This is a genomic window from Vibrio sp. RE86, from assembly GCF_013114545.1.
Taxonomy (GTDB): Bacteria; Pseudomonadota; Gammaproteobacteria; order Enterobacterales; family Vibrionaceae; genus Vibrio.
In genome coordinates this window covers 322,700-346,496 of the sequence record NZ_VTXI01000002.1, presented here as the reverse complement: position 1 = coordinate 346,496, position 23,797 = coordinate 322,700, and the positions used below count along the sequence as shown (strand labels likewise).

At 45.1% G+C, this 23,797-nt stretch carries 19 protein-coding genes; 11 read left to right on the top strand and 8 right to left on the bottom strand.

Features of this window, described 5'->3' with window-relative positions; all coding sequences use genetic code 11:
• Positions 1 to 6: 6 nt before the first annotated feature.
• The 4 genes from F0231_RS03765 to F0231_RS03750 all read right to left on the bottom strand — a co-directional run bounded on the left by F0231_RS03765 (position 7) and on the right by F0231_RS03750 (position 3,154).
• Entirely contained in the window at positions 7 to 1,002 is a 996-nt protein-coding gene (locus tag F0231_RS03765; RefSeq protein ID WP_171758368.1) for a Gfo/Idh/MocA family protein, read from the bottom strand.
• Between the two features lie 49 nt (positions 1,003 to 1,051).
• Complete coding sequence (locus F0231_RS03760; protein WP_171758367.1) at positions 1,052 to 1,666, bottom strand: LysE family translocator; 615 nt, start codon at positions 1,664 to 1,666, stop codon at positions 1,052 to 1,054.
• 125 nt (positions 1,667 to 1,791) lie between these two features.
• The gene (locus F0231_RS03755; RefSeq protein WP_171758366.1) at positions 1,792 to 2,712 is read right to left on the bottom strand and encodes a LysR family transcriptional regulator; all 921 of its coding nucleotides are present in this window, start codon (positions 2,710 to 2,712) and stop codon (positions 1,792 to 1,794) included.
• Positions 2,702 to 3,154, bottom strand: a complete 453-nt coding sequence (locus F0231_RS03750; RefSeq protein WP_171758365.1) for an Lrp/AsnC family transcriptional regulator — start codon at positions 3,152 to 3,154, stop codon at positions 2,702 to 2,704. Before F0231_RS03750 ends, F0231_RS03755 begins: the two co-directional genes overlap by 11 nt.
• Positions 3,155 to 3,355: 201 nt before the next feature.
• Between F0231_RS03750 and yjeH the strand changes: the two genes are divergently transcribed.
• On the top strand, positions 3,356 to 4,606 hold the full coding sequence (yjeH, locus tag F0231_RS03745; RefSeq protein ID WP_171758364.1) for an L-methionine/branched-chain amino acid transporter: 1,251 nt from the start codon (positions 3,356 to 3,358) through the stop codon (positions 4,604 to 4,606).
• Positions 4,607 to 4,679: 73 nt separating this feature from the next.
• Here yjeH and F0231_RS03740 read toward each other — a convergent pair whose 3' ends face one another.
• A complete protein-coding gene (locus tag F0231_RS03740; protein ID WP_171758363.1) occupies positions 4,680 to 6,104 on the bottom strand; it encodes a PLP-dependent aminotransferase family protein in 1,425 nt (474 codons plus the stop codon).
• Between the two features lie 95 nt (positions 6,105 to 6,199).
• Here F0231_RS03740 and F0231_RS03735 point away from each other — a divergent pair, with 95 nt between their 5' ends.
• Positions 6,200 to 6,862, top strand: coding sequence for a pyridoxamine 5'-phosphate oxidase family protein (locus F0231_RS03735; protein WP_171758362.1), 663 nt, complete (start codon positions 6,200 to 6,202; stop codon positions 6,860 to 6,862).
• Between the two features lie 6 nt (positions 6,863 to 6,868).
• Here F0231_RS03735 and F0231_RS03730 read toward each other — a convergent pair whose 3' ends face one another.
• Positions 6,869 to 7,879, bottom strand: a complete 1,011-nt coding sequence (locus tag F0231_RS03730) for an AraC family transcriptional regulator (RefSeq protein WP_171758361.1) — start codon at positions 7,877 to 7,879, stop codon at positions 6,869 to 6,871.
• 108 nt (positions 7,880 to 7,987) lie between these two features.
• On the opposite strand from F0231_RS03730, the gene F0231_RS03725 reads away from it, so the two are divergent.
• The 5 genes from F0231_RS03725 (at position 7,988) to F0231_RS03705 (ending at position 14,315) form a co-directional block, all read left to right on the top strand.
• Positions 7,988 to 8,314 carry an MFS transporter gene (locus F0231_RS03725; RefSeq protein ID WP_171758360.1) on the top strand — a complete coding sequence of 109 codons (327 nt, stop codon included), beginning with the start codon at positions 7,988 to 7,990 and terminating at the stop codon, positions 8,312 to 8,314.
• Positions 8,314 to 9,537: an HlyD family secretion protein gene (locus tag F0231_RS03720; RefSeq protein WP_171758359.1), complete on the top strand. Its 1,224-nt coding sequence runs from the start codon at positions 8,314 to 8,316 to the stop codon at positions 9,535 to 9,537. Before F0231_RS03725 ends, F0231_RS03720 begins: the two co-directional genes overlap by 1 nt.
• 118 nt (positions 9,538 to 9,655) lie before the next feature.
• Positions 9,656 to 11,002 (top strand): magnesium transporter, encoded by a 1,347-nt coding sequence (locus F0231_RS03715; RefSeq protein WP_171758358.1) that lies wholly within the window; start codon positions 9,656 to 9,658, stop codon positions 11,000 to 11,002.
• Positions 11,003 to 11,789: 787 nt separating this feature from the next.
• Positions 11,790 to 13,028, top strand: a complete 1,239-nt coding sequence (gene codB, locus F0231_RS03710) for a cytosine permease (RefSeq protein ID WP_171758357.1) — start codon at positions 11,790 to 11,792, stop codon at positions 13,026 to 13,028.
• Positions 13,029 to 13,037: 9 nt separating this feature from the next.
• The gene (locus F0231_RS03705; protein ID WP_171758356.1) at positions 13,038 to 14,315 is read left to right on the top strand and encodes a cytosine deaminase; all 1,278 of its coding nucleotides are present in this window, start codon (positions 13,038 to 13,040) and stop codon (positions 14,313 to 14,315) included.
• Positions 14,316 to 14,409: 94 nt separating this feature from the next.
• Here F0231_RS03705 and F0231_RS03700 read toward each other — a convergent pair whose 3' ends face one another.
• The gene (locus F0231_RS03700; protein WP_171758355.1) at positions 14,410 to 16,179 is read right to left on the bottom strand and encodes an alpha-amylase family protein; all 1,770 of its coding nucleotides are present in this window, start codon (positions 16,177 to 16,179) and stop codon (positions 14,410 to 14,412) included.
• A gap of 989 nt (positions 16,180 to 17,168) precedes the next feature.
• Between F0231_RS03700 and F0231_RS03695 the strand changes: the two genes are divergently transcribed.
• Positions 17,169 to 17,627, top strand: a complete 459-nt coding sequence (locus F0231_RS03695; protein WP_171758354.1) for a dCMP deaminase family protein — start codon at positions 17,169 to 17,171, stop codon at positions 17,625 to 17,627.
• Here F0231_RS03695 and F0231_RS03690 read toward each other — a convergent pair.
• The gene (locus F0231_RS03690; RefSeq protein WP_253825714.1) at positions 17,624 to 20,110 is read right to left on the bottom strand and encodes an ATP-binding protein; all 2,487 of its coding nucleotides are present in this window, start codon (positions 20,108 to 20,110) and stop codon (positions 17,624 to 17,626) included. The two genes, F0231_RS03695 and F0231_RS03690, sit on opposite strands and share 4 nt — an antisense overlap.
• 312 nt (positions 20,111 to 20,422) lie before the next feature.
• Here F0231_RS03690 and F0231_RS03685 point away from each other — a divergent pair, with 312 nt between their 5' ends.
• The 3 genes from F0231_RS03685 (at position 20,423) to F0231_RS03675 (ending at position 23,662) form a co-directional block, all read left to right on the top strand.
• A complete protein-coding gene (locus F0231_RS03685) occupies positions 20,423 to 20,845 on the top strand; it encodes a hypothetical protein (RefSeq protein ID WP_171758352.1) in 423 nt (140 codons plus the stop codon).
• Positions 20,820 to 21,890: a sulfate ABC transporter permease gene (locus F0231_RS03680; protein WP_171758351.1), complete on the top strand. Its 1,071-nt coding sequence runs from the start codon at positions 20,820 to 20,822 to the stop codon at positions 21,888 to 21,890. The genes F0231_RS03685 and F0231_RS03680 overlap by 26 nt, the downstream gene beginning before the upstream one ends.
• A 335-nt stretch (positions 21,891 to 22,225) precedes the next feature.
• Positions 22,226 to 23,662 (top strand): glyceraldehyde-3-phosphate dehydrogenase, encoded by a 1,437-nt coding sequence (locus F0231_RS03675; protein WP_171758350.1) that lies wholly within the window; start codon positions 22,226 to 22,228, stop codon positions 23,660 to 23,662.
• The last annotated feature ends 135 nt before the right edge of the window (positions 23,663 to 23,797 follow it).

The window sequence follows — 23,797 nt, the reverse complement described above, 5'->3', positions numbered from 1 at the left end:
TCTCTGTTATTTTGTTGAGAAATCACTGTCTGTTGGGAACTTTACCCCGGTTTGACGTCGAATTTCTTCAAGTAGTTTTGCCACAATCAGCGAGCGCTGAGTGCAGTCTGGGTTCATTGTCTGGCTCTTGAACTGCTGAGCAAATTCAAGCGCTTCATAGTACATTGGATTGGCTTCTTGCTTCACACTGATATCAACGCCTAAGTCACTGCCACGAGTAAACTTGGTCAGCTTCTTAGCCGTCGAGATCATATCCATAAGTAACGCCCCTTCCTCGCCTTGAATTTCACTTGGCAAATAAGAGTTGCTGGTTTTAGAGTGCTGCAATACCACTTCAAAGCCATCGTAGTTTAACGTTACGCTACCACTGCCATCAACGCCAGAATCTAACAATTGTGCTTCTGCATGAACAGATTTCGGTTCCCCAAACAGCTCTACCGCAGAGCTTAAACAATAGAACCCAATATCCATGATTGAGCCATTTGCAAAAGCCGGATTAAACGTATTTGGGTTCTCTCCTGCAAGATACTTTGGGTAGCGAGAAGAGTACTGGCAGTAGGTAATCAAGGCTTTACGAATGTTGCCTAGCGTTGCCATCGACGACTTCATACGTTTGAAGTTAGGAATGTGCGCCGACATGAACGCTTCAAACAACAACACGCCATTTTTCTCAGCCACATCAAACATCTGCTGCGCCAACGCATAACTTGATGCCATTGGTTTTTCGGCAACCACGTGCTTGCCCAGTTCCATCATTTGAATAGCTTGAGGGCCGTGAAAACTGTTTGGGCTCGCAATGTAAACTACATCGACCAATGGTGATTTGCCTAAGTCTTCTAAATCAGTAAACAGTGTTGGAGACTCATATTTTTCTGCGAAAGATTGAGCACTCTCAAGTGAGCGAGAGTAGACACCCGTTAACTGATATTCCCCGGTTTGTAACGCTGCTTCAATAAACTGATCGGTAATCCAGTTTGTTCCTATTACGGCCAACTTTATCATTATTATTTTCTCCCTAGTGTCGCCCGATGATTAATCAAGTAATCACTTGTTATACGGTGAGTACAACACGGACAGCAAGTAAAATGAGTACAGCGCCAGACAGTCGATCAATCAGCTGCGCTTTAGAACGAATTCTATCAATTATTCGTGGGCTAGAAAGTAAAAATGTAATCAGCGTATACCATAGGCCATCCACAATTAGCGGAGTAAGCACAATAAGCCCCTTAGCTGTGACACTGTCACCCACCGCAACAAACTGACTGAACAAAGCGATGAAGAACAGCGCAATTTTCGGGCTAAGCAAAGAGATAAGAAAACCTTCTTTTGCTGATTGCCAAACACTGGTGTGTTCTCCCGACTCTAAACGCGCAGCCACTCCCCCTTTTGAGCGCAATGCGTTATAGCCCAAGTAAGCTAAATAAGCGGCACCTGCATAGCTGATCGACTTAAAAAGAAAAGGTGACTGTTGTAAGACAACCGCCAAACCAATCAAAGTGATAAAAGCATAGATACCAATACCAATAGCATGAGCCCATGCCGCCGCGAGGCCATTTAATCGGCCACCAGCCAAGCTGTGTTTTGCCACCATCGCCAAGCTTGGGCCAGGAGACATAGCGCCTAAAATACAAATGGTGAAAAGCGAGAGCCAAATCGTGAATGTCATTATGGTATTCCTTTAATTCAGTGCAGCGTTTGGGGTACTAGCCCCATGTGCAAAAGCGATTAACACTCACGTTAAAGCAGTTAAGTAATGATTTGAAATCAAACTTAGTCATAGTCGGCATCATTTCAGATCATACCGATAGAATATGGGGAGGTTCTCATCGCATCAAGCACCTTTTCTCTCATCCATTGATGCGCTTTATCGTTATCAAATTTAGGGTGCCACATTAACCAATAGAGGTGAGCCTGTGTGTCAAAAGGAAGGGGCAAATAAGTGAGAGAGGCTTCTTTGGATAAATTGATGGCAATGTGCTCAGGGACCACCATTAGATAGTCACTACTGGTTAAAGCGTTCACGGCAGCCGAGAAAAACGGCACCTTTAACGCGATTCGACGTTGGTAACCCAGCTTGTTCAAAGCGATATCTGCGTTAGAGTCTTTGTCGCCGCCTCCCGTTACTTTAAGGTGAGGATACGAAGTCAGCTCTTCACAGGAAATACGCGCCTGAGACGCGAGTGGATGCTCACTTCGCATTAAACAAACAGATTTATCTTGGCCAATTTGCACGCTACTCAACTGCTGAGGTTTCTCAGCAAGCATGGTCGATGCTAAGTGAATGCCGCTGCGGTCAAAATCCGCCAAAAATTCAGGCTGCCACAAGCGATAGGCAATATTCACTTTTGGTGCTTGTTCGACCACGACGGACACGACATCAGGCACTATGTATTGCGCAACATAGTCACTCGACGACAACACAAACTCTTGTTGCCACACTTTAGGGTCAAAGGGTTTATCCGCCAATAAAGCATCAAACTCTTCAAGCAGTACTCTTAGCTTATCTTGTAGAATTTTTGCTCTGGGAGTGGGTAACAACTGGTTTCCATCGCGCACCAAAAGCGGGTCATCACACAACTCTCTCAGCTGCGCTAGCTGACGACTCATGGCAGATTGAGTGATGTGCAAACGTGCTGCGGCTTTGCTGACATGGCACTCTTCGAGTAATACATACAGAGAACGCAACAAGTTAAGATTGAGATTATTTAGCATAATGCAGAGTATTAAAAAATTCGGTTAGCACTGTATGAGTCATGAGATGACGAAGTTCTGATATGTGTTGCAGCTCATCGCGTATTGCGTTCAAGCGGGTCATTGTCTCTACTTCGACGTAAAGCATCATATCCGTTTCACCACTGATCGCATGGCACCATTTTACGCCATCAATCTTATAAATACGTTCTGAATACGCCTCGCAGTTATGAGTCGATGAGGACGTATCAAACTTCAATGCGAGATAGGCCTTGATGAGCTCTTTACTCTCTTGCTGAGCGACATCAGCGTGGTAGCCCAGTATTACCTTCTCGCTTTCTAGCTTCTGAATTCGAGCAGTGACCGCAGAGCGAGATAAATTCACTTGCCTTGCGATATCACTGATACTTGCCCTTGCGTTCTTCTTGAGTAACGTAATGATTTGATGGTCAAATTTGTCCATATTGAATGCCCTGCTTCCAACTTATCCTGTCGGTTCTAGCAATGTGACACAAAATATCTTGAGATGAAAGCCGACAAAATGACAGATATATAAATTCAAACCGACAATGTGACACTTATCTGCGACGAAATGACTAATGCATGATTAAGCCGCTTCAGATACATTATCCTGAGAAAGTGATTGATAACGCAGGGAGTGCTCATGAGCCAATTAAAACAAGAAATTACCTTACTATCTGGCATTGGACAGCTCTCAACGACTTTATTGGGTACTGGTTTGTTTATGGTGCCTGCCATTGCTGCGGGTATTGCAGGTCAACTCTCGTTATGGGCATGGATCGTTCTATTTGTCGCGATTTGCCCTATCGCCCTCACCTTTGCCCAGCTCGGGAAGCAGTATCCAAACGCTGGTGGTACTGCCTATTTCGTACGTAAAGCTTTTAACTCAAAGCTGGAAAGAAGCGTGGCGTGGCTATTTCTAAGTGTCATTCCTGTTGGAGTTCCCGCGGCGATTGCACTTGCGGCAGGCTTTTTACAGCAGCTGTTACCGACAAGTATTAATAACTCTCTGTTTGCCCAACTTCTCACAGTGGCGCTGCTTATTGGCGTCAATTTAGCAGGTGCAAAATCATCAGGCCGACTACAAACCCTCATTGCGTTAGCGATTTTCGCGCTCATCGCAGCGTTCTGGTGGAAAGGCGGCTTTTCTGCCAGTGACCTAGCGTTACCTACCGTTTCTTCCGACAGCTTAATGCCTATTGGATTAGCGCTAGGCGTCATGTTTTGGTGCTTTGTGGGTATTGAAGCGTTCGCGCACATGGGTGAGGAATTCAAGAACCCACAACGTGATTTTCCTATCGCGATTGTCATTGGCTGTTTCGTCGCTGGCGCAACGTATTGGATTTGCTCTGTGATTATTTTGAAAATGGGAGCATACGGCACACCAGAGTTTGATAGCACTTCGATTCCATGGATTTCTGAACACTTGTTTGGTCCAGAGTTTAAAACCATGATCAGTGTGATTGGTTTTGCGGCCTGCTTCGCTAGTGTAAACCTCTATACGCAAAGCTTGTCTCGTATGGTTTGGGCACAAGCGCGAGACTACAACCCAAACAGCGCGTTAGCACGTCTGTCGATTCGTGGTGTCCCTGCCAATGCAACGTTAGCGGTTGGTGTCGTTGTGGTACTGTCTTGTTTCGCTGGAGAGCTTTCGGGGCTCGACTTGGAGTTTTTTCTTAAACTCGCGAATGGTATTTTCGTTCTTATCTATCTACTCGCAATGTTGGCAGCCTACAAGTTACTGACTGGGGTTAGTCGTCAGCTGGCAGGGTTAGCACTTTTGCTTTGTACTGCGGTGTTTATCTGCCTAGGCTGGTCGATGCTCTACGCCGTCACCGTGTTTGGCCTGCTAAATATGCCATGGGAAAAGTGGCGCACTGCCAAACAGCTCTAGAACTTTCCTTCGGCTGAGCTTGACCATATAGAGCTCAGCCGACTTTCATTTAGATATTAAGACTCCCTTAATATCAGCTACATTTAAATAGCTGTGCCAGCTTCCTCATGCTTGGCTCGATATCAGTCAATGCAACATTACCGAAACCCAAAATCGCACCTTGCCATGAGCGTTCACTGCAAGGCGTATGTTCGAAGTAACTCATGGCGCGAACTGCAATGCCCTCTTGAGCAGCTTCAGACACCAAATCATGCTCAGAAATCCCGTTGTTCCATTTGATGGTGATATGCAGTCCCGCGGCTTGGCTGATTACTTCAACCTGTGGCCCTAAATGCTGCGCGATAGCCTCCATCATTAATTGATGTTTCTGCTTGTACAGACGCCTCATTTTTCGGATATGTCGAATGAGTTCCCCCTCTTGAATGAAATCAGCCAGCGCTGCTTGAGTATGACTTGGGGAGTCTCCTGATATCGCATCTTTTATCTCCAATGCTTTGGAAACCTGATGATCAGGCAGCACTAAATATCCCAATCTAAGACCGTTGAACATGACCTTACTTAAAGAGCCGACATAGACAACGTGGTTTTGATGCCCCATTTTCGCAGCCAGCCCCTGCAAGCTTGGGTACGGTCGATGAGCAAATTGGAACTCACTGTCATAGTCATCCTCTATGATGACGCCATTCACTCTGCTCGCCCATTCAATCAGTCTGAGCCTTTGATTGATGTCCAAGCTTGTTCCCATTGGGTACTGATTACTCGGCGTGACATAGATAGCGCTCGCGCTACTTTGCTCGACCTTATCTAGATTTAATCCTCGCTTTTCGAACACTTCCACTGGGTTTAATGGGCAGTTAAACAGTGAGAGTACTTTGGCCATCTGCGTATAGCCGGGCTGCTCCATCAACATTTCATCTTGGTTAGGGACTACTAGTTTGGTCGCTATAGCCAATGCTTGCTGAGCCCCTGAAGTAATGACGACCTGATCTGGATGACAACGAACCGATCGGCTGCTTGCAAGATAGTTAGCCAGTGCTTGTCTGAGATTAACGTCCCCCTGCACATCCTGAGAACCGAGAAGAGAAAGACGATTTGAATGACGCATCAAGATCCGTTGCCATTTAGAAGTTGGAAACTCACTCAGGTCGGGAACGCCAGGTGCAAATGCGCTCTGAACTCTAATATTCGTCGTCGCATGTTGGTTAAGTGGAGCATTTGATTGTCCACCGACAAATTGATCTGGAAGTTCCAGTGCAACAAAGTTACCCGCGCCAGCTTTACTTTCAATGTATCCTTCTGCCAACAACTGATCATAAACATGGAGCACCGTGTTTCTGCTTATTCCCAGCTCTAGCGCGAGTTTTCTCGTGGAAGGCAGCTTTAATCCTTTCGCCCAAAGTTGGCTAACGATCTTCTCTCTGATCGCATTAAAAAGTGCAGCCTGCTTAGTACAATTCGCCTCGTTGATTTGCAAATCACCGATATCTATCAACGCCATAACTGGATCCATCCATTGGTAAAAAGTGGCTCTAAAAGTAGAACCACTTTAAAGCTACCTTAGAGCTAAAGCAAACAACGAATCAGGGAGCTAAGATGCTATCGACAACAAGAAGAACGGAGTTAAAAAAAGCGGCGCACAAAGCGGCATCAGAAGTAGAAGCGCTTTACGATATCATTGATGAATCGCTGATAGCACATATCGCCATCTATAAAGATGAACAGCCATTTATCATCCCTATGTTGGCTTGGCGTGTTGAGGACAAGGTGTATATCCATGGCGCTAACAATAGCAGACTCATGCGCAGCTTGAATCAGGGGATAAGCACCTGTTTAACCTTCACATTATTTGATGGCTGGGTACTTGCTCGTAGTGCTTTTCACCACGGCGCTCATTATCGAAGCGCTGTCGTTCTCGGTCAGTTCACTGCCGTCGAAAATAGAGAAGAAAAAGACCGGCTATTGAATCACTTTATCGAACATATAGCGCCAGGGCGAACCGAGGATATTCGTTTGAGCAATCAAAAAGAGCTCGACGCAACCATGCTGCTTGAGATGCCGCTGAATGAAGCATCGGTCAAAATCAGCCAAGGTGACGTAAACGATGACCAAGCCGATCTTGATATGACGTGCTACGCTGGCTTTCTGCCCTATCGAACCGTGGTTGGTCCGTTAAAAGCAACGCACGACTCACGCCATTCTCATGAACCTGACTACAGTGCTGCATATCAAGAACGATGGCATTCAAAGTTTGATTAGAAAGGTTTAACGCTCGTCTAAGCTGAAGTGCTGAACATATTGGGTGGGCGTTAACCCGCGATTCTTTTTGAACATACGATTAAAGCTCGCTGGGTTTTGATAGCCTAAACGACGAGCAACTTCGTCAGCTTCAATCCCTGCAGTGAGCATTGAAACCGCAATGTTACTCATCACATAACCGCATACCGTCGAAAAGTTCATGCCCTGCTTACGAAGACTGCGCTGAAACTGTTGCGTCGACATACCCAGTAATCCACTCACGTGCTCTAAGGTTGGTAATCCATAGAATCGACTGTAGTTAAGCACCTCATAGATCACTTTCACTTCATCTTCAGGATCCGGCATATTAAGAAGCTCATCGAGATCAGAAAAGCTCATCGCTAACCGACCTTTCTTTACTTTGCTCTGCTGCTTTGTTGCTAAGCGTAACTCAGAATGGAACCAGATTTCCGTGCACGAATGACTCCATTCTACTTCACAACCAAAGAAATCTCGGTACTTTTCAATGTTCTTTCGAGAGCCTGACAACAATACTCTCAACGGCGCAAAGTCTGCGCCTAGATAACTGCGCATCACTTTAACCAGTATCATCGCCATGCGAACACTGTCGTGCACTTTACAATCGGCGCTGACACTGGGATTTCGGTAAGTCCACTTAATAATAGGGCCGCTGATGGCTGCAGAGAGAAACGCACCATTCTGTAAGCTACTCAATCCATAATTCATCCGGCGAATAGTTGAAGCAAAGTCAAAGCCTGACAGTAACCAATGATTGATGGCACCAATACGTGAAATGTCTTGATCCCTCATCGATTCCAAAACGATGTCAGGGTTGTCAGTGAGCCGCTCAAGGTTGCGGTACCAATCGTTGACTACCGAGACAGGGATGAGTGTCATCGCATTATTAAACACCTCTTTCGGAATCCCTAACTCACCGTCATCCAACTGATAGCGCTTATGTGCAGCTAAGCGAAGGTTATATATACCTATAGCTCGCATGAATCTTACTTTATTCATTTACAGATCAAATCAATATTGGCTCCAATATGAATCAATTTGTCATAGCGTAAGTTATTTTTCAATTCCAAATCACAATCAACCCATCACTGAGATTTGGAGACCTGAATGAGTTTACTAAGTGTCCCGTTTGTTGGAACTGGCGCTGACACCGCTTTACACGTTGTCGCCGCTGTCGTACTTGTCGCAACCGTTGGTGCTGCAATCTACGGCTTTTGGAAATTCCACGAACTACCAATCAACAAAGCCCATAGCAAGGATCACCATCAGCTAGGGCTAATAACCGCATTAACATGGATTGGTTTTATCTGGCACTGGGTTTGGGTTGTTGCCGTTATTCTTGCATTCGTCGATATGGAGAAAGCGATCATTAACTTGCGTGACACTTGGCGTCATGCACCAAAAAGCACACCAACCGACCGTGAGGAGGCATAATGTTAGAAGGTTTAGCCGTCTGGGCTCTGTTTATATACCTACTGCGACTGGTCGGAATGCCTTGGAACAAGGGGACTAAGTCGTTCGCCTATCTCGGTGGTGTTTCATGGTTAATGTTCGTTTGGGTTGGCCTGATCAACTATACGCCAATGGATCTCTCTGGCGGTTCGGTGGTGCAATCACCTCACATTCAACTGCGCCCTGATTCCGCTAACGTGACGGGCAAAGTGGATAAGATCCACATTGAACCAAACCAAAGTATTAAGAAGGGTCAATTGATCTACGAGATCGACCCAACTCAATACCAAATCGCATTGAACCAAGCAAAAGTCGATGAGGAAGCCGCAGAAGTGGCGTACCAAGTGGCCAAAGAAGACATCGAAATTGCCAAAGCTACTCATCAATCGATGTTACTCGATGTGAAAACCACGGAGAGTCGCCTTGCTACAGCAAAGAGCGACCATGAACTTCAAGTCAAAATGCTCAAGCGATACCAAGAGCAAAACCGTGTGGTCGAAAACACCATCACGGCAAGTGATATCGACAAGCAACAAACTGCTGTAGACAAGGCAAAGCACAACATCACGACAATTGAGTCAGAATTGAGCACTAAGATCGTCAATGCTGACAAAGCAAAGCTGAACATTGGTAAAGCTGAATTGACGGTGAAAAGTGAAGAAGCCGATTGGAAAAAGGCACAAGAAGTCTTGGCAAAAGCCCAGTGGGATCTCGATAGTACTAAGGTACACGCCCCTGCAGACGGGTTTGTCACTAACTTCATCTTACGAGAAGGTCAGCGTGTTTCAATGATGCCTCGTCTTCAAATGTACACCGATGAAAAGTACGTATTGATGCGAGTGAACCACCAAGCGATCCGCAACGTGAAACCAGGCCATGCCGCTGAGTTTTCATCATCTGTCTACCCGGGTAAGATATTCTCAGCACAGGTGGAAGGCATCGTAGAAGCAACCGGAGAGTCACAAGCCAACCTACTCGGCTTAGACCCTTCAGTGCGCACGACAACAGGTCAAAACCTGCAGAATAAGCACCACTTCGTTCGCTTAAAAATTGAAGAAACGGAAGGTTATGACATCCCAGTAGGCTCTGTTGGCCTTGCATGGGTGAGCGGTGATAAGCCAATCAGCTTTATGGCGTTTCTTGATGTGATTCGAGGCATTATCATCCGAATGAAGTCTCAGCTGTACTACTTCTATTCAATCTAAACTCTAAGAGCCCAGTTTTACTGGGCTTTTTGCATTACTTTTACCTTCTCGCTTGCTCCCTTTCTGCTACTATGTTCGCAACATGGAATTTATACCGTAACAATACGGAGCAGTTTAGATGAGCGAGTTTCAAGACTTATCTTTTCAAATTGAACGAATCGCGCAATCCGAAGCCGATCAACAAAGTGCTATCTTAAATCAATTGATTGAAGAGGGTTTAGAAGCAGGTTCTATTGCCCTGATTCTCGAAGCTTTCCCGATTGATGAGCGTGTCCAATTATGGCGTGGTCTCCCGCTAGAACTTCATATTGAGGTGCTGACAGAAGCACGTTCTGAAGTACGTCACTCGATCATTGATGAACTCTCAGAAACCGAGCTCAAACTCACTCTTGCTAAGCTTGATAACTTATCGTTGATCGAGTGGGCAGATTCCTTACCTGATGAAATCATCAACGAAGCGCTACAACTTATCGAGAAAGATGAGTTAGAGCTGTACGATCAAGCGAATGAGTATGAAGATGACGAATTGGGTCGTTGGGCTGAGCGTAAAGTCGTCACATTGCCTTTTAATATTTCAGTCGAGAAAGCACAAGTACTCATGGAGCGATACAGCTATGACGCTCCTCAACAGATTTACTTGATCAACAAGCGCAAGCAATTCCGTGGCGTTGTAAGCTACATTGACCTGCTAAGAGCTGATTCCAAAGAGCGCCTGCGCAACCTAGCGCTTGAAAATGTCATTACGCTCAACGCCAAGCTGACGTTGGCAGAAAGCATCGACGCACTTGAACACTCTTCGCTTTCAACGATGCCTGTAACGGACGATGAACAAATGCTGATTGGCGAGGTTGACTGGCAGTTTGCATTAAGTACTCAGCGTGAGATCTACGAGACTCGTTTAATGGCCGGTACCGGTATGGATGAAGGTGATGATCTGTTCGCCCCTGTGATCAAAAGTTCGCAAAAGCGTGGCGTATGGCTGGGTATCAATCTACTTACCGCCATTCTTGCCTCTGTAACGATTGGGCTGTTTGAAGACGTAATTGCTCAGGTCGTCGCCCTTGCCGTTCTTATGCCGATTGTGGCGTCAATGGGAGGCATTGCAGGCAGCCAAACCCTAACGCTAATGATTCGTGCGATGGCACTGAATCAGATCACTTCTGGTAACCGCTGGGCATTACTTCGAAACGAAATCGGGATAGGCTCGATCAACGGATTACTCTGGGCTTTAATCATCGGTGGTTTAGCCGGGGTGTGGTTTCAGTCTGCGGTATTAGGCGGAACAATCGCCTTAGCCATTGTCGTGAATATCATTACCGCAGCGCTGTTTGGGGTACTGATTCCGATTGCATTAGATAAGTTGAAACTCGACCCAGCACTTGCAGGCTCAGTTGTATTGACAACCGTTACCGATGTTGTCGGTTTCTTCGCCTTCTTGGGCACAGCTAGCTTAGTGATGCTTTAGAGAAAAGTAATATAAGTATCACTAGCAATTTAATGCCATTCGCAAAATGCAATTTCATTATGCAAACAACATGTCGTTAAATGGCTAATAATGGCGATATTTTACGCAAAATGGTGCTATTAAAGTTGGCACATATGATGCAATAAGTATATTGACCCTTATTAAGCCGAGGGTCACCTAGCCAACTGACGTTGTTAGTGAACCCATTTTGTTCACACTTATTACGGCCAATTTCACTTTTTGAGATTGGCCTTTTCTTTATCTGCTGTTTCACAACCCTTTCCCAAAAGCACATCAACTATAATCACATTGCGCTAACTACCCTTCACACATTAACACCTCTCACCAAATTATGACTTTTTGCTCTCATAAGGGATATTTAACCTGAACATGGCAAAAAAATAAGTTTTCGTTTCTTTCTAAACGATATTTATTCTGATTACGCTCAATGCCAGAAGGATAACGTTTGCTTATATGGAGGTGTGACCTAAATTTACCCAACAAAATTTATAGAATGATATTCATGGGTGCTAATCATGCCGTTGTCATTCAAAGTCAAAAAATCTTAAGACTATGCCAAAGTGCAATCCATTAATTGATAATAATATGACATCGCAACAAAAATATAAGTACATGAATTTATTATAAATAACTAACCAACTATCGACTCTATTGATTTTATTATCAAAAATACCATTGACAGCGTGATTTAGATCACCATAATACCGGCCGTTTACCCGAAATTTACACACAATTTGTATTGATAATCTATTTGCGGAGGTTATATATGGCTGCGGACAATAACTACAGTCTGGGACCCGTGCCGACAACGGCAAGGAAAGGAGTCGCTTCACTTACCATGGTAATGCTTGGACTCACTTTCTTCTCCGCAAGTATGTGGACTGGTGGTTCTCTTGGTACCGGTCTTTCATTTAACGACTTCTTCCTCGCTGTTCTTATTGGTAACCTAATCCTTGGTATCTACACCTCTTTCCTTGGTTACATTGGCGCTTCTACTGGTCTCTCTACTCACCTTCTTGCTCGTTTCTCTTTTGGTACTAAAGGCTCTTGGCTACCTTCCGCTCTATTGGGTGGTACTCAGGTAGGTTGGTTCGGTGTCGGTGTTGCTATGTTTGCAATCCCAGTACAAAAGGCGACGGGCATTGATACCAACACGCTGATTATCGTTTCTGGCCTATTAATGACGGGTACGGTTTACTTCGGCATTAAAGCATTAATGATTCTGTCTGCTATTGCGGTTCCAGCTATCGCGATTCTTGGTAGCTACTCTGTTTCTATGGCAGTAGACAGTATCGGTGGCTTCGAGCAACTCACTCTTATTCAACCAGAAACCCCAATGGACTTCTCTGTTGCACTAGCAATGGTTGTGGGCTCCTTCGTCAGTGCGGGTACACTAACAGCCGACTTTGTTCGCTTTGGTAAAAAGCCAGCAAGTGCCGTACTCGTGACGATGATTGCTTTCTTCATCGGTAACTCACTGATGTTTATCTTTGGCGCAGCAGGGGCAGCAGCAACAGGCCAAGCCGATATTTCAGATGTGATGATTGCTCAAGGTCTACTACTTCCTGCGATCATCGTTCTTGGCTTGAACATTTGGACAACCAACGAAAACGCGCTGTACGCTTCTGGCCTTGGTTTCTCGAACATCACTGGCCGTTCAAGCACAGCAATGTCTATCATTAACGGTGTCGTAGGTACCATCTTCGCATTGTGGCTTTACAACAACTTTGTTGGTTGGTTAACGTTCCTTTCAACGGCTATCCCACCGATTGGCGGCGTTATCATCGCAGACTTCCTGCTTAACCGTAAACGTTACCAAAACTTTGCAAAAGCAGAATTCCAAACAGTGAACTGGGCAGGTATCATCGCAGTCGCGATAGGTGTAGCAGCAGGTAAGTTCCTTCCTGGTGTTGTTCCACTAAACGCAGTTCTAGGCGGCGCACTTAGCTACGTTGTCCTAAATTCACTACTAAACAAACAAGCGCTGAAAGCACAAACAGCGTAAGGAAGCATCATGACAACGCTATTGATCAAAAACGCGACGCTACGCAATCAAGAAGGTCTTAAGCAGATCTTGATTGAAGACGGTCAATTTAAGCAAATTCTAGACAACGATGCCGATATTGCTTTTCAAGGCGATATTCTTGATGCAGAGGGCGGCCTAGCGGTTGCTCCTTTCTGTGAGCCTCACATCCACCTAGATACGACTCAAACCGCTGGAGAACCAAACTGGAACATCTCTGGAACGTTATTTGAAGGTATCGAGCGTTGGGCTGAGCGCAAAGAGATGCTTTCTATTGAAGATGTAAAAGCACGCGCTAAGCAGACTCTAAAATGGCAAATTGCCAACGGTATTCAGCACGTTCGTACTCACGTAGACGTTTCTGACCCGACACTCATCGCATTGAAAGCGATGATTGAAGTTCGTGAAGAGATGAAAGAGTGGGTCGATATTCAAATCGTGGCCTTCCCTCAAGAAGGGATTCTCTCTTACCCGAACGGTAAAGAGCTACTTGAAGAAGCGGTTCAACTTGGCGCAGATGTAATTGGTGCCATCCCTCACTTTGAGTTTACTCGTGAATATGGCGTAGAGTCACTTCACTACGTGTTCGATCTGGCTCGTAAGTACGATCGCCTTATCGACGTACACTGTGATGAGATCGATGATGAACAATCTCGTTTTGTCGAGACTCTAGCAGCGCTGGCGCACAAATATGAAATGGGCCATAAAGTAACAGCTAGCCACACAACAGCGATGGGCTCATACAATGGCGCTTATGCGTCGCGCCTGTTCCGCCTACTGCGCATGTCTGGCATTAACTTTGTGGCAAACCCACTGGTGAACATCCACCTACAAGGTCGTTTTGATGATTACCCGAAGCGTCGTGGTATGACTCGCGTAAAAGAGATGCTCAACGCTGGCATTAACGTTTGTTTTGGTCACGATGATGTATTTGATCCTTGGTACCCACTAGGTACGGCAAACATGCTTCAGGTTCTGCATATGGGTCTGCATGTGAGTCAAGTAATGGGTTACGATCAGATTAACAACGGCTTGGATCTTATCAGTGATAACTCGGCACGCACGCTTAACATCAAAGACAAACACGGCATTGAAGAAGGTAAGCCTGGTAGCTTACTAATCCTTCCTGCTGAAAATGGCTTTGATGCCCTACGTCGCCAAGTTCCGGTTCGTTACTCTGTTCGTCACGGTAAAGTGATTGCTGAAACTCAACCAGCGACAACGCAAATTCACCTAGGTGAGCAAGAAGAAGTGAACTTCAAGCGTTAATCAATTCTAATACCAGAAACACAAAGAGCTAATCAGCCTCCTGATTAGCTCTTTTTTTTGTCCAAGTCCATTGTCGAACTCGCCCTAATCAGTTTCAAAGATTTAACGTATATGCTGAAGCGCCTAAAGGTTTCAACGCCACTTTAAGCCGTCCTGTCCCCTCAACAACCTGCAACGAAGTTGGGTGGTTTAAGCCCACTTCATCCATCATCATGTAGCGCCCATCGGCCAGATGAAGTGAATCAATGATCTCTTTCGTTATAGTGAGCTCTAAGTCGGTCTTATCAGTAGTACTAAAATTACTGATACCTAGCACGAGTTGTTTATCTGAATAGCGAGCGAACAAGTGACATCGACTCCCTAGTTGCCTCTCGTTTGGTGCATACAGATCAACGTAAGCTCCTAGGGTTGCAGGACTGCTCTGGGCGAAATTGAGTAACCGTTTGTAGAAGTTTCTTAAGTAACCTTGCTGGTCGGATAAACCACCGCCATCAAATCGCCCCCCATTCATCCATTTTTGATGCTCTGGCACACCAACATAGTCAAATATTGACGTTCGACTTGGTTGGCCAAATCCAGCCAGTTCCTTACCGGGCTCTCCGACTTCTTGACCAAAATAGATCATGGTTGGTGAGCGACTCAGTAGAGCGGACACAAGCATCGCTGGCCGACCTTTATCCATATCTCCGGCAAATTCTGGCGAAGCTAAACGCTGTTCATCGTGGTTATCCAAAAAATGAAGCATATTCTGCTCGATATCTAGAACTCGCGACTGAATCTCGCCGATCACCTTGGTCGAAGCTTTCCCTTGTATCACCGCTTTTAATCCATCATAGAGATCGACTTTGTCATACAAAGCATCCATTTGACCGAGTTGAATGTAGTCTCGATAAAGGTCGGGTTGATACACTTCCGCCATCAAAAATGCATCGGGGTTGACGTTCTTAATGTTGGCATTTAAATAACTCCAAAACTCAACCGGAACCATTTCGGCCATATCATATCGAAAGCCATCCACGCCTTTGTCTAGCCAATAAAGGGCAATATCACGGAATTTGATCCATGAGTTCGGCACATTGTGTTGTTGCCAAAACTCGAAATGGTGTTGATAAGAAAGGTGCCTGTACTCCTCTGGCAGTTCAGGGAAATCTTTTGTTCCGTCAGGTCGAACACCGTAGTTTACCTTGACCGTTTCATACCAATCGTCAGCATCGGGCTTAGCAAGGCGAGAGCCATTCCCTGTCCACTTGGCAGGATACTCCACAAAAGGCGTCTTTAGCGTGCTGTGGGTCTCGCCCCCAAGCGGCTTGAACATCTCAGGTATCTCTGGCAACTCAAACGCTTGGTTTGGGATATAGTAAAAATTGTTGTCACGGTGATATTCGACATCAGTGTGGTCATCAGCACCGAAGTCGCTCACCCCTTCAGGGTTGTTCATACCAAGGTAACAACGTGCGACATGGTTTGGGACAATATCAATGATCACTTTCATCCCGTTACGGTGTGTGCGCTGGATCAAAGCTTCAAATTCGGCGAGTCGGTTGGCTGGATCATCTGCAAGATCAGGGTTCACTTGATAATAATCTTTCACCGCATAGGGCGATCCTGCACGTCCTTTCACAACAGCAGGGTGATCATCGGTGATCTGGTACGCTTTGTAGTCACGAACAACGGCATGGTGGGGCACTCCGGTAAACCAAATGTGGCTAATTCCGAGCGCTTGGATTTCTGATAACGCTCTGTCTGTGAAATCACTGAACTTCCCACAGCCATTTTGTTCCAACGTTCCCCACGGAATATTCGCAGTCTCGGTGTTGCCAAACAAACGAGTAAAGACTTGATAGATATGAATTTTGTTGTTCATTATTATTTTATATCCCTAGCAAAATGGTAGCCGTAGCTTCCACTGTTATGACAAGGATTGATTAAAGCTTAACGGCAAACTTGGTACTGGGGGATTTGTCACAAACGCTCACTTAGCGATCCTAAAGTCGAGCTATTCATCGCTCATATCGAACAGATTCAAAGAGACTAGAAAAAGAAAAACCCCACTAAGCTTTCGCCTAGTGGGGTTCTCATTCTTACTCGCAGCAATCCAGCTACTAATAGGTGCTCCCTGCATCTATTCCTTGATAGTACGCTGATTCCTTCAGCACTTTCCTTATCATCGCCATCCTAGCGGTGTCCTTGGCAATCCAGCCCGTTAACAATCCTCGTTAACTCTCATCGCTTTATCCTTAAGCGGTGTCCTGTTTCTATCATCCTGATAGAGTTTGCCTTAGTCCGTTAAGTGTCCATTGTCTTTCCATGTGTAACCATCCTAGTTACTAGCGTCCAGCCAATGTCCTTTGCTTTCCATGCCGACCATTCATCCTGAATAATCGAATCTTCGTCCTGAAGATGACCTATCCTTGGGTCTTTCCTGTTCCGTGTCTGCTTCCTGCTGACAACTTAAGATTATGGTCAGAGCGCTATTTTCACAACGCTATTTTGCACAAATGCCCCTCCCCCACAACGAACAAAAATCAACCAAAGCTATATATTTCAATTGGTTACCCCAATACAGAAACCATTTTCTCATTCATTTCTCTCAATTCACTCACGTATTTGTGAGAGATCTCTTACACGGTGAGTGGCAAAATGTAGACAGCTCCCTTTCCACTGCTCTTGTTATTAAGTGACCTAGGTCACTGCTAAAGCGCATCTCCAATGTAAAAGGTGAGAATAGTTCGCTTTTTACTGGACTATCTCTGCTTAAATTAGGATATTATTGGGAGATCTCTATCACATAACCACATAGAGCCGACCCTGTAATGACGTAGGCTAGGCAAGATTTCCTAGAGGGAAGATTGAATGATTTCAAAATGGGCGCAACGCTTTTACCAAATGGCTGAGCTTGTTGGCTCTTGGAGTAAAGATCCTTCAACGCAAGTTGGTGCGGTCATTACCAAACAAAACCGCATCGTATCTGTCGGCTTTAATGGCTATCCACACGGTATTTCAGACAGTGCAATGACAGACGATCGTGAAATGAAGTACCTCAAAACACTTCATGCTGAAGAAAATGCCATTCTTTTCGCTAAACGTGATTTAGATGGCTGTGAAATATGGGTAACGCATTTCCCTTGCCCAAACTGTGCGGCGAAGATCATCCAAACCGGTATTTCTGCCGTGCACTGTCCAGAGCAGACTCCCGACTTTCTTTCTCGCTGGGGCGAAAAAATTAAAGTAAGCCAAGAGATGTTTTTGCAAGCTGGCGTTAAGGTGAACTGGCTTCCGTTAGCAGAGCTGTCTGAGCTCGATAACGACTAAAACGGCACTCTTAGCTGACCAAACATATCGACAAGCTGCTGCGATTTATAGGGTTTTGGAAGGTACGCGTCCATCCCCGCATCAAAGCAGCTTTGAATCTCTTCGGGTAGCACACTTGCCGTCAAGGCGATGATCGCAGTTCTCCCACAATTATGTTCTTGCTCCCATTTTCGAATCTCTTGAGTCGCCGTAAGCCCATCCATAATCGGCATCATGCAATCCATCAAAATCGCGCTGAACGCCTCCCCCGTTTTAATGGTATTCACCGCTTCTAACCCATTTCCGACAATCACATACTCAATGCCCATTTTACTCAAAAAGAACGAGGCAATTTTTTGATTCATCAAGTTATCTTCAACAATCAGTACCTTTTTTACATTCGGTGAAGGTTTGATGTTGGTATGAGTATCGTTAGACAATCCATGGAAAGCATTGGTCGAAAGTGCCGTGTGCAGTGTTGACTCAAAACGTTTCCCAAGCACTGGTAATGTAATATGCCCATTGAGAAGCATATCCAATTCTGGTTGCGCATATAAATGATGGTGAAGTCCCACTACAACGGCGTTGGAATATCGTGCTCTGAGCGCCGCTAACCCTTTACGAGCGCTATGGTGATTGGAAGTACAGTAGAGGATCAATTCAAAGTCTTGTTCAGAGCTCGTCACCATATCAACGTTTGGTTCAACTCTCAGATTGAGCCCGAGTGCATTCGCTTCGCTTTCAATTAAAGCTTGGTAGCTAGAGTCGTTACTGATCAGTAAGGTTTTGGCCTCAAGTTGGAAGCGTTCTGTCCTACTTTCACTTATTTTAAGAGGGAGAGAAAACGAAAACGTGCTGCCTTTATCGAGCTCAGAGCTCACCCAAATATCACCTTGCATTTGTTCCAATAACTGCCGACAGATCGCAAGGCCAAGGCCAGTGCCACCAAAGCGACGAGTAATACTTCCATCCTCTTGAGTAAACGGTTTAAATATCTGTTCTAGCTTCGATTGAGGAATCCCAATCCCCGTGTCAGAAACGTGACAAACCAATTTATCTCCATCTATCGACACATCGACGTCAATGCTGCCGACCTGAGTAAACTTAACGGCGTTACTGAGTAAGTTCATTAATAATTGTTTAAAGCGGAAGTCATCCAAATCGATGCAACGTGGTAGCTCATCTGCAAAATTAATATGTAGCTCAATACCTTGTTTTAACGCTTTGGTGCATACCATATTGATCGTATCAAACACCGCTTCTCGAACATTCGTCGGTTGTACTGAAAGAACCAAATTACCTGATTCGATTTTAGACAGATCTAGGATGTCGTTGATCAGTAACAACAGCAGGTGGGATGACGTATCGATATCTTGCAAGATCTCTTTTTGACCGGTCGATAAGTGGCTATCGGACAGGATTTCGGTCATACCAATAATGCCATTAAGAGGTGTGCGAATTTCGTGTGACATATTGGCAAGGAACAAGCTCTTTGCTCTATTCGCCTCCTCTGCACTCTCTTTGGCTAGCACTAGGCTATGATTGTCTTCAGCTTGCTGAACAATAATTCCGTTTAACTCTTTCGCAAAGACGGAAAATTCGTCGTCTCCATCGATTGGGATCTGATCCGTACTATGTTTCCCTTTCAAATGGCTCATGCTCGACAATATGATCGAAAGTTTTGAATTGATACGATGAAGCGTGCTCGCCCCCCAAATCAACATCAATACGACCACGACAACACTGAGTACAATTAGCTGCCAAAACCTGCTTTCACTCTTAGCCATTTCTAAATGAAGATTGTTTTTAAGTTCATTAGAAAAGCTGGTCAATTGATTGGAGATCCTCAGGTTTCGTTCTTCGATTATTTTGGAGAACTCACCACCGCTTAAAGCCGCCAAATTACCTCTTAGTAGTTGATGCTTTACATACCCCCCGGTAAGAAATTCTCGACTTGAAAATATGTTAACTAATTCGGCCACTTGATCACTGTCAGCCCCCTGCATGACAAACTGGTCAAGGTAATACTGCTGACGTTCGCTAATGCGATAGTAATCGGCTAGGTAGTCATCAACAGTTAAGTTTAATCGCTCGATCTCTTTCGCCAGCCAAGCCTCTCGTCCCATCCATAAGTAAAGCCAACTCAAATCAGAGATAACCGTATCTAATCGATTCACGGCACCATCATCAACCAGCACGCTGATGGTAAAGAGTTCGGCATGCAGGTCATGCGTGACCGTGTGGATCAACCTTCCTAATTCGACAGTAGCAGCGGTACTTGCTTGTTCAAGTTCCCCCAGCAACTGCTGTAATTCTTCACTGTAACTTTGAATCGTATGGAGGTGGCTTGGGTGACTCAGCATCAGAGGATCATTGAGCATAACCTCGTTAAGAGTGGCCAAGGTTCGGCTTGCTAATGCGATGGAGGTTTTGGGGCTTTGCCCGTTTATGGATTTTGATAACGCCAGATAAGTGTGATCTGAAAACTCGCTCAACAAGTTCATGGATATGTTCTTGCTGTTTATATACTGGTAGCTGTGAAGTCGACTATGAATATCACCCACCATCGTAGCGCTGAAGGCGACAATGACGACAGTAGGAAGTAAGCATAAGATAAACAACCTACTCTTGATAGATATCCGATTGAGCAACATTTCAATTCATTCCTTGAATTTATTTCATTCAATTATTATAAGTTTATATGAAATTTATATGTGCGTATGGATAACGCAAACTGATCACTATTGGTGATGAGTCGCAATATTGAGTTAATTATCATTGAATGGAAGCAATGAGTTGTACATGAGAAATGGATATTGATTAGATGGGCGGTTATCGTACTGCTTCTCTTATTGAGCTTGCCTAGCCGAGCTGAAGAGTTTGCCATCGTCACACTGAACCCCAATTTAGAGTCTTTACGATTGAGCCAAGTAAAGATGCTATACCGTGGACGTACTTCCAGCGTGAACGGCATCAATGTGCGCCTGCTAGATTTACCTAACCAATCACCGTCGCGGGTATCCTTCTACCATCAGTTACTCAGAAAATCTCCTAGTCAAATGTCCGCAATCTGGGCGAGGCAGTCATTTTCTGGCAAAGCGATAGCACCTGCCGTCATCACTAGCGAATCCAAACACAATGTTTTCGCATGGCTACAAAAAAACACCAATGGTATCGCCTACATCCCCACCCAATTACTGTCCGAGGAAGTCCATGTACTCTATCTTCTCAAAGAATAGAACTCAGCTCGCTTTGCTGACAGGCCTTTGGTCCATTCCCTTAGCACAGTCAGGCGCCGCAGACCTTGGTGATTCACTGAACATCAGCGGATTTGGTACCGTTTCTGCAGCCAAAAGTGATAGCGCGACACCAGTATTACTCCACCGTGATATCACCGATGATTGGTGCTTTGATTGTGACACAACTTTAGGCTTACAGCTGGATTGGCTCGCCACCTCACACCTGCGGACGGTGGTGCAAGTCGTCAAACGTCCCCAAGATACGTTTTCTTCACCTGAACTCGAACGCGCACTCGTTGAGTTCGCCATGAATGACCATCACCTTCGTGTAGGACGTTTACGTGCACCTTTGTTCTTAATGTCCCAGTACTACTATGTCTCAAGCGCTTACCCTTGGCTGAGATTGCCGCCTGAAGTCTATAGCAACAACCTAGGCCTAACGCACTATGATGGTGTCACGGTGGATCTCACTCTCTACTCAGGTGATGACGTCCATGTTGCGTTATCTCCTTATTACGCTCTACCAGAAGAGAGAGAGTTTGAACGCTATGGCCAGAGTTACCGCTTAGACACCTCTCGTGCACTTGGGTTATCGAGTGATATTTTCTATGGAGATAACCAACTTCACGTCTCTTATCTCAACACCAAAGCCTCACAGGTTGGAGAAGGGGTAGGCAGCGCAGAACACCAAATCGATTTGGTCTCGTTAGGCATTAGTCACTACTTTGGACAACTCCACTTTCAAGGGGAGGCCATGTTTGCCGAACAAATCTCATCCAATTGGTACGCAGGTTTTGACTACCGTTTCAACCAAATCACACCTTATATTAAATATGGGCAAGCTAGAAGAAGTAAAGTAAGTGATAGCTATTTAGTCGGGGTTCGATACGATTGGACGCCCGCAATCAACACATCAATGGAGTGGCAATGTATAGAAGGTTCCAAAAACGTGATCAACGGACAGTTTACTGAAGCGCAAAATTCAACCCATTCCATCGATTCTAAAGTCTCAATCATTTCTATCGGTCTCTCGTTTACTTTTTAAGTAGGTTAAGTGATCAAGTTCATAATTAATTCGATAATAAATTTGTTTATTACATGAATTACGTGCTTCAGGTATTTTTTGACGCGAAATAAGACTGAGAGTTTTTATAAGTCAATAGGCCGTATTGCCAATAAATAGCAGTTCAGAACACCATAAACTGACCACAAAACAGTATTTTCCATCTGTATTATTTTTTCTAGCAGAATAAGGGCTCTGCACTTACAATCCTGCCGCATAAAAATTACAAAATTACAAAATTAATACAACGCTCTACTCACTCCCCTACAAGTGAAAGTAGAGTCAGCCCCCCAAAACGTGAAAGGTCCAAAAATACAATGAGCCCAGAGAAACATCTCTTAGATTGGCAAACTAGCCAAACGATTGCGGAAACTATCTCTCCCCTTCTTGGTCAACTGTACCGTCATAAAGGCGTCGAAGTATTACTTTTCGGTAAAACACTGGTTAACGCAGCGACTATCGATATCATCAAGACTCACCGCTTAGCTCGCCGTTACACTGGCACTGCACTTACTCCTGAACAAACGCTTCCTCTAATCAAAGCATTATCTGAAATGGAATTATCTCCATGCCGTATTGATATTGGTCAGCTGGCGCACCAATTCTGGAAAGGCCGCGACGACGACCACGGTGTGAAAGACTTTTTACATACTTCGCTAATGGGTGCGATGAACGGCGAGACTGTTGCTGAGCCTCGTGACGTTGTTCTGTACGGTTTTGGCCGTATCGGTCGATTGCTTACTCGTCTACTTGTTGAGAAATCTGGCCCGGGTTACCCGCTAAGACTCCGTGCAGTTGTTGTTCGCGGTGGTAAGAAAGGCGACCTAGAGAAGCGTGCAAGCCTACTTCGTCGTGATTCTGTTCACGGTCAATTCAACGGCAGCATCATTGTTGATGAAGAGCGCAAAGCAATCATCGCTAATGGTAACTACATTCAGTTTATCTATGCGAACAAGCCTGAAGACGTTGATTACACTTCTTACGGTATCAACAATGCGCTTGTTGTTGATAACACAGGCGTTTGGCGTGATGCAGAGGGCTTGAGCCAGCACCTAGAATGTAATGGCGCGGAGAAAGTACTTCTGACTGCTCCAGGCAAAGGCGACATTAAGAACGTCGTATTTGGTGTAAACGATAATGTTATCGAAAGCCAAGACACCATCATCTCAGCGGCAAGTTGTACAACAAACGCGATTACACCGATTCTTAAAGCAATGAACGATAAGTATGGTGTAACGTCAGGTCACATTGAGACGGTTCACTCATTCACGAATGACCAGAACCTGATTGATAACTTCCACTCAGGTGAGCGTCGTGGTCGCAGTGCATCGCTGAACATGGTTCTGACTGAGACAGGTGCAGCAAAAGCAGTGGCTAAAGCACTACCTGAACTGGCTGGCAAGTTAACGGGCAATGCGATTCGTGTACCAACGCCTAACGTTTCAATGGCGATCGCTAACTTAAACCTAGTGAACGGCACAGACAAAGAAGAACTCAATGCTTACTTGCGTGAGATGGCACTAACGTCAGGGCTTTCTGCTCAAATCGATTACACAGAATCAACCGAGATTGTGTCGACAGACCTTGTTGGTTCTCGCTTTGCTGGTGTTGTTGATGGCGCAGCGACTATTGCTCAAGACAACCGTTGTGTTCTTTACATTTGGTACGACAACGAATTTGGCTACAGCTGCCAAGTTGTCCACTGTATGGAACAAATGATGGGTGTACGCTACAAAACTTATCCAACCAAGTAATTAGATATCGCTCCCAAGATGACTTGGGAGCAAGACTCCACAACCTATACCTATAATAATCCCCCTTATTTGCCACTTTCATTGGATGGAAGTGGCTTTTTTGCCTCTTGTTCATGTTTCATTCATTTACTCGGC

Excerpts from the sequence above, each read along its gene's own strand:
- F0231_RS03755 (WP_171758366.1), bottom strand. The coding sequence starts at position 2,712 with ATGCTAAATAATCTCAATCTTAACTTGTTGCGTTCTCTGTATGTATTA.
- F0231_RS03705 (WP_171758356.1), top strand. The coding sequence starts at position 13,038 with ATGACAACGCTATTGATCAAAAACGCGACGCTACGCAATCAAGAAGGT.
- F0231_RS03695 (WP_171758354.1), top strand. The coding sequence starts at position 17,169 with ATGATTTCAAAATGGGCGCAACGCTTTTACCAAATGGCTGAGCTTGTT.
- F0231_RS03725 (WP_171758360.1), top strand. The coding sequence starts at position 7,988 with ATGAGTTTACTAAGTGTCCCGTTTGTTGGAACTGGCGCTGACACCGCT.
- F0231_RS03750 (WP_171758365.1), bottom strand. The coding sequence starts at position 3,154 with ATGGACAAATTTGACCATCAAATCATTACGTTACTCAAGAAGAACGCA.
- yjeH (WP_171758364.1), top strand. The coding sequence starts at position 3,356 with ATGAGCCAATTAAAACAAGAAATTACCTTACTATCTGGCATTGGACAG.
- F0231_RS03740 (WP_171758363.1), bottom strand. The coding sequence starts at position 6,104 with ATGGCGTTGATAGATATCGGTGATTTGCAAATCAACGAGGCGAATTGT.
- F0231_RS03735 (WP_171758362.1), top strand. The coding sequence starts at position 6,200 with ATGCTATCGACAACAAGAAGAACGGAGTTAAAAAAAGCGGCGCACAAA.
- F0231_RS03730 (WP_171758361.1), bottom strand. The coding sequence starts at position 7,879 with ATGAATAAAGTAAGATTCATGCGAGCTATAGGTATATATAACCTTCGC.
- F0231_RS03690 (WP_253825714.1), bottom strand. The coding sequence starts at position 20,110 with ATGAACTTGTTGAGCGAGTTTTCAGATCACACTTATCTGGCGTTATCA.
- F0231_RS03720 (WP_171758359.1), top strand. The coding sequence starts at position 8,314 with ATGTTAGAAGGTTTAGCCGTCTGGGCTCTGTTTATATACCTACTGCGA.
- F0231_RS03700 (WP_171758355.1), bottom strand. The coding sequence starts at position 16,179 with ATGAACAACAAAATTCATATCTATCAAGTCTTTACTCGTTTGTTTGGC.
- codB (WP_171758357.1), top strand. The coding sequence starts at position 11,790 with ATGGCTGCGGACAATAACTACAGTCTGGGACCCGTGCCGACAACGGCA.
- F0231_RS03765 (WP_171758368.1), bottom strand. The coding sequence starts at position 1,002 with ATGATAAAGTTGGCCGTAATAGGAACAAACTGGATTACCGATCAGTTT.
- F0231_RS03760 (WP_171758367.1), bottom strand. The coding sequence starts at position 1,666 with ATGACATTCACGATTTGGCTCTCGCTTTTCACCATTTGTATTTTAGGC.
- F0231_RS03680 (WP_171758351.1), top strand. The coding sequence starts at position 20,820 with ATGTACTCTATCTTCTCAAAGAATAGAACTCAGCTCGCTTTGCTGACA.
- F0231_RS03715 (WP_171758358.1), top strand. The coding sequence starts at position 9,656 with ATGAGCGAGTTTCAAGACTTATCTTTTCAAATTGAACGAATCGCGCAA.
- F0231_RS03675 (WP_171758350.1), top strand. The coding sequence starts at position 22,226 with ATGAGCCCAGAGAAACATCTCTTAGATTGGCAAACTAGCCAAACGATT.